Source organism: Mycobacterium sp. (genome assembly GCF_049280035.1).
In the GTDB taxonomy this organism is placed as follows: domain Bacteria; phylum Actinomycetota; class Actinomycetes; order Mycobacteriales; family Mycobacteriaceae; genus Mycobacterium.
On the sequence record NZ_JBAPPI010000371.1, the window covers coordinates 1 to 1,752 of the forward strand.

A 1,752-nucleotide genomic window follows, 5' to 3' on the forward strand; every position below is an offset into this window, starting at 1 on the left:
ATTAAAAACTCCGGGCCGATCTTGGACAGCCAGGTCGACTCGAGCGGAGCGATCAAACGCTGGTCCCACAACCTGAATGTCCTTGCCGCGCAGACTGCGCAGAACGACCAGCACGTGCAGAGCATCCTTAACCAAGGGGCACCGACCGCAGATCAGGTCAATTCGGTGTTCAACGACGTCCGCGACTCACTTCCGCAGACATTGGCGAATCTCGAGATCGTGCTCGAGATGCTCAAGCGCTACCACAAGGGTGTCGAGCAAATACTGGTATTCCTGCCGCAAAACGTTGCGGCCGGCCAGACGGAGACGGTGGCGTTTCCGGGCTACGCCTCCCTTGACACTGCGCTGACGATCAACCAGCCACCGCCGTGTATGACCGGCTTCCTCCCAGCATCTCAGTGGCGGTCTCCGGCGGACACCAGCCTGGCCCCGCTGCCGTCCGGAACATATTGCAAGATCCCGCAAGACTTCCCGGCTAACGCCGTGCGCGGGGCCCGCAATATTCCGTGTGTCGATGTCCCCGGTAAACGTGCCGCGACGCCTCGGGAGTGCCGCGACCCCAGCCCGTATGTTCCGTCAGGCACCAATCCGTGGTACGGCGACCCCAATCAGATCCGGAACTGCCCGGCACCGGGCGCGCGATGCGATCAGCCGGTAGATCCCGGCCACGTGATACCGGCGCCGTCGGTCAACAACGGCCTGAACCCACTGCCCGCCGATAGGCTGCCGCCAGGCGGGCAGACGCCGCCGCCGATCAGCGATCCGCTGCAGCGGCCGGGTTCGGGCACCGTGGAATGCAATGGGCAACAACCTAATCCCTGCGTCTACGTTCCCGGCGGGCCGCCCGCGGCCGTCTACAGTCCGCAGAGCGGTGAACTGGCAGGGCCCAACGGTGCGAAGTACGCGGTCGACAACTCGAGTAAAACAGGAGACGACGGATGGAAGGATATGCTGGCGCCGGCCAGCTGAGCGAAATGCCGAAAGTGATTGGTCTGGGCCAGCTTCGCAGTGATGCGTGCACGTATCTTGGGCGGGTCGCCGCCGGGGAGACGCTCGATGTCGTGCGTCGCGGCAAGCTGGTTGCCAGGATCGTGTCAGTCGGTGACGTGAGGGTGGCGCCGGACGCTGGGTGGGTCGGGCTGGACGAGCTGCGAACGCGCGCCGGCCGGTGCTTCGATAGGGTTGCCGCCGGGCAGACGATCGAGGTCCTCCGTGGCGGCGAGCTGGTTGCTCGCATCGTCTCAGCGGTTAGCAGTGAGGCCCGGAGGCCGGCCTAGTAGCGTGAGGCGGTGGCCGATATTTACCGCAGTCGCACCGTCGCGGCCGAGCCGAAGGAAGTCTGGGATGTTCTCGCAGACTTCGGCTCGATCAGTTCCTGGGCGGACAACATCGATCACTCGTGCATCCTCAATCACGGCAGCCACCCCGTCGGCACCACCCGGCGAGTCCAGGTCGGCCGCAACGCCTTGGTGGAGCGGATCACCGAGTTCGACCCGACATGGACACTTGCCTACGACGTCGAAGGCCTGCCCAAGCGCGTGCGCCGGTTCAATAATCGGTGGACATTGCGGGCTGCCCAAAACGGCACAACCGTCGTGACACTGACCAGCACAATCGAAATCGCGCCTGGCCGAATTCAAACGCTCGCCGAACGTGCGGCGTGTCGCGTCCAGGTGCGACAGTCCGACGTGATGCTCGCCGGGCTGGCGAAGCGATGGGAGAAGGCTGGTGGCTGATCGCCCCGACATCATC

General features: G+C 64.6%; 2 protein-coding genes and 1 pseudogene. All 3 read left to right on the plus strand.

Going from position 1 to position 1,752, the window contains the following annotated elements; genetic code table 11:
• Positions 1-969 (plus strand): annotated as a pseudogene (locus WAN71_RS12535) (MCE family protein); the annotation flags it as partial.
• Positions 939-1,277, plus strand: a complete 339-nt coding sequence (locus WAN71_RS12540; protein WP_422225636.1) for a type II toxin-antitoxin system Phd/YefM family antitoxin — start codon at positions 939-941, stop codon at positions 1,275-1,277. The pseudogene WAN71_RS12535 and the gene WAN71_RS12540, both read left to right, overlap by 31 nt.
• Positions 1,278-1,289: 12 nt before the next feature.
• Positions 1,290-1,736, plus strand: a complete 447-nt coding sequence (locus WAN71_RS12545) for an SRPBCC family protein (RefSeq protein ID WP_422225637.1) — start codon at positions 1,290-1,292, stop codon at positions 1,734-1,736.
• Positions 1,737-1,752 lie beyond the last annotated feature (16 nt).